Below are 4,373 nucleotides of genomic sequence, written 5' to 3'. Positions count from 1 at the left end.
GAATATTATCTTTATGACCCGCAAAAAAATAGTTTAACGGGATGGTTCCGTTCAGAACTTTTCCTAGAAAGAATTGATGAAATAAATGGCTTTGTTTCGCCTCGGTTGGGTATTAGGTTTGAGTTAATAGCAGAAACACTAATGTTGTACCGTCCTGATAACCAACCGTTTACAGATTATATGGAAGTGCAGCAACAACTTGAGGCAACAAAAAGTCGTGCTTTAGAAGCAGAAAGTCGTGCTTCAGAAGCAGAAAATCGTGCTTTAGAAGCAGAAAGTAGTGCCACTGTTGCTGAAGAACAACTTCAACAAGAGCGCCAAGAGAAGGAAATTGCTCAAGAACGTGCAAAACGCTTAGAACAATTATTACGAGATGCAGGGATAGATCCCGAAACCAATGGATAGGTTGAATTTTTATATGCAGTAGGCGATCGCTATATACGCTATATATATTGTCTAGGATATTTTCTTGTCTTGACACTAAAAATACATACTAAAAATACTAAGACATCTGAGGAAATAAAATATGACAATCCAACTTCCCTTGTCCCAAACTAACTCAGAAATAGTTTATCCAGATAGTGATGGACAACCCATGGCAGATAATACAATTCAATTTCGTTGGATTACAGTTATTCATTACAATTTAGCTTGGTTATTTGCAAATAATGCTGAAGTTTTTGTGGCAGGAGATTTACTTTGGTATCCGGTAGAAAATAATCGTAAATTACGACAAGCGCCAGATGTAATGGTGGTTTTTGGAGTGCCGAAAGGAGACCGAGGTTCTTATCAACAATGGAAAGAAAATAATATTGCTCCACAAGTAGTATTTGAAATTCTTTCTCCAGGAAATACACCCAAAGAAATGGAGCGTAAATTATTATTTTATGACCGCTATGAAGTGGAAGAATATTATCTTTATGATCCGCAAAAAAATAGTTTAACGGGATGGTTCCGTTCAGAACTTTTCCTAGAAAGAATTGATGAAATAAATGGCTTTGTTTCGCCTCGGTTGGGTATTAGGTTTGAGTTAACAGCAGAAACACTAATGTTGTACCGTCCTGATGAACAACCATTTACAGATTATATTGAAGTTCAGCAACAACTTGAGGTGGCAGAAAATCGCGCTATTATTGCAGAAGAACAACTTCAACAGGAGCGTCAAGAGAAGGAAATTGCTCAAGAGCGTGCTAAACGTTTAGAACAATTATTACGAGAAGCGGGTATAGATCCCGAAAGCAATGGATAGGTTAAATTTTTAGAGAAAATAGGCGTTCGCGGAGCGTTGCGTAAGCAGTATCGCTATTCAAATCTCTTTTGTTTTTTTACTCGATAACTAAATAATTTGCAGGAGTAAATTTTATGAAAATTAAAAAAATTCTGAATCTGATTTTTCACAGTATCTTTTGGGTCTGGAATGTGACATTTTTGGGATATGTCTATTTCGGAATTTTACCAATTATTGGATGGTCTTTAATTGAAGATACTTTCTCTGGTTTAATTCCTAGTCAATTTTTAATTACTTTCATTGGAATAGTAGCAATTCCCACTGTTTTTACTATCATTGGTGGATGGCGTTTTCGGAAACAACCTCTGCAATTAATTCGTTTATTTTATGGCGTTGAAGCTCCCTTATTTTTACTCTGTTTGTTACGTTTATTCGTACTACGAGAACTTACTCAAGCTAGCACTTTAATTTTAGCCACAATATTCATTAGTATTATCGCTTTTGCTCTGGAAATTTTACATGGTTATGCTAATCGAAATAAGTTAGTATCATGGCTACAAATGTTTGCCCACACCCTGATGTTATTAACAGGTTTATATGTGGGAATATTACTACTATTTTATGCCGTGCCAGTATCCATAATGTTAGTACGAGAATTTTTCTCATTTTACTGGCTTCGAGGAATTATTTCTGAGTTAACTTACGCTCCCAGCTATGTCTTTACATTAGTTTTCTTTTTATTTGTATTGGCTTTAACAACAACTTTATTTGTATTTATGCCCTCAGCATTAGCCAGTTTGTACGTTCATTCTGGACAAAAAATACTCAGAACATTTGCTAATCAATATGGTCATCAACGTACATTTCAAGGAGCTATTGCAGTAATAACTGCCTGGATGATTCTGTTTGTTTCATTTCAACAACAACCCCAAGTTGTAGCTTTTCAAATGTTAGATTTACCAGTCAGAAATGAAAGCGATCGCCAAGAAATTTTAGCTAATTCTAATTTAATTAAAGATGGATTAGTCAATGCCTATTTATCCTCATATCGTTATCTCGGTACGGCTGCCCAAAGTAACCAAATTAGAATTATGTATAGAAGCACACTTGGCTTACCAGAATCGATCAATCAATCATTACAAAATTACTTCAATCATCTAATTTCACCATTCTTATATCAAGGGTCTTCTAAAGATAAAGAAAAAGCCGGAAAACTATATAGTCAATTTTTCGATACTCCTATCCAAAAAGGAGAACAAAAAACAATTCTTAAAGCCATCCAATCAACAGCAAATCGAGATGAAGTTAAGGCTGGATTATTAAATATTGGGCAACAAAAAGTCTGGCTAAAAGAACAAGAAATTACAGTTATAGAACATGGAGATTGGGCAGATATAGAACTGTATGAAATTTATGAAAATCAAACTTTTGAACCCCAAGAAATACTCTATTATTTTACCCTTCCAGAAAGTGCAGTAATTACAGGTATTTGGTTGGGTGATACCGACAACCTAGAAAAACGTTTTCCTTTCAAAGTTTCGCCCCGTGGTGCAGCTCAAAAAGTCTACACTTCTCAAGTGCGACGAGAGCGCCCTGTAGATCCAGCTCTTCTAGAAAAAGTCGGACCTCGTCAATATCGTTTACGAGCATTTCCCGTACCAGCAAAATTGTCCGCAACCCAACGAGAAGAAAACCCCGAACAACCCACTCAAATGCACCTGTGGTTAACTTATCAAGTGATGGCACAAAACAATAGTTGGGCATTACCGCAGTTGACAGAGAAACGCAACATATATTGGAATAAAGACACTCAACGAATGTATAACGCTGAGTTTGTCAGACATTATCAAGAAACATGGTTGCCTCCCACGGTACCAGCGATCGCCGAACAAACTCCCCGACAACATCAGATAAATTTCCCTAACAACTATCGCATTTCTGCTCAACCCCTAGAAACACCAGAGGAATTTTTAGTAGAAAGCGGACGTTTTGCAGTGGTACTTGATACTTCTTATAGCATGAAGACTCAAACCAAAGAACTCAAAAAGACAATTAACTCCTTGCTGGAAAATGGTTTTGGAGACCTGAGTTTTGGCAATGGTGATGCTGACTTATTTCTGACTAATGTTACACTGCCACCCGAACGCATTGACGATATTAGTCAGTTTGATGTGGATAAAGTTACATTTTTCGGTACGCTCCAATACAAAGAAATGCTGGAACAGTATCTCCAGTTACGAGGTGACACTCGTTACAAAGGGGTAATATTGGTCAGCGATGAAGGTAGTTATGAATTATCTAGAAACAACAAAGAGATGCCAAATTTATCTGCACCTTTGTGGATGTTGCATTTAGGTGCAATGCCGCCTGCTTATGATGATGCCACATTAAAATTGATTCAACAAAGTGGGGGTGGAGTAGCGACAAAACTTGCCCAAGTCTTCCAACAAGTGACCGCAAAATCAAATTTCGGAGATTCTGTTGTCAGTGTTGCCGATGGTTATGCTTGGTTCCTGGATAAAAAATCTCCTGATGAAACAACTGAGGAGAATTTTGCACCTCTGGCAGCACAACAGTTAGCAGCTCAACAGTTAGTTTTGGGGTTGAGTAAACAAATGAACTTGGAAACCCTTGATGAATTAGATACTATTCACGCGATCGCCAAGACTTATAAAATAGTTACGCCTTATTCTTCCATGATCGTCTTAGTTAACGACGAACAACGGGAAGCACTCAGACGTGCAGAAGCAGCAGCAGACCGTTTTAACCGCAAAGTTGAGGATGGTAAAGAGCAGTTAACCGACCCCAATAACCCATTAGAGGATGTAAGTGTACCTGAACCTGGTATGGTATTAGGAATGGTGGTAATGGGAATAGGCTTATGGGTAAGTCAAAACAAGTTAAAAGTCAAAAGTCAAAAGTAATCAATAGTAGTGGACTGTTTCATCTAAAATGGTGCAATAGAATACTCAGCCAAAAGTGACTATTGGACTGACAAGCGAACGTTGTCAAAAACAGGCGATATAGCTGCCGCACTTGCTCCGCCAACGCTAAAAACAGACAACCAAAAACAAGCGTTCGCCCTTTTGATGGCGACAGTAAACTGTAGGAGAGTTAGTGGGTATTAGGCAGTTTCAAAAACCGG

2 protein-coding genes and 1 pseudogene are annotated in these 4,373 nt (G+C 37.7%); all 3 read left to right on the top strand.

Translation table 11 applies throughout. The annotated features are described in order from the left end of the window. Nucleotides 1-405: pseudogene (locus F6K54_RS41115) on the top strand (Uma2 family endonuclease); the annotation flags it as partial. Between the two features lie 121 nt (nt 406-526). Further along, a complete protein-coding gene (locus F6K54_RS41110; RefSeq protein WP_293090266.1) occupies nt 527-1,249 on the top strand; it encodes a Uma2 family endonuclease in 723 nt (240 codons plus the stop codon). 113 nt (nt 1,250-1,362) lie between these two features. After that, nucleotides 1,363-4,152 (top strand): TIGR02921 family PEP-CTERM protein, encoded by a 2,790-nt coding sequence (locus F6K54_RS41105; protein ID WP_293090264.1) that lies wholly within the window; start codon nt 1,363-1,365, stop codon nt 4,150-4,152. Nucleotides 4,153-4,373 lie beyond the last annotated feature (221 nt).

This window comes from Okeania sp. SIO3B5 (assembly GCF_010692555.1).
In the GTDB taxonomy this organism is placed as follows: domain Bacteria; phylum Cyanobacteriota; class Cyanobacteriia; order Cyanobacteriales; family Microcoleaceae; genus Okeania.
The sequence above is the reverse complement of the archived record's forward strand: the minus strand, read 5'-3'. Positions and strand labels throughout refer to the sequence as shown.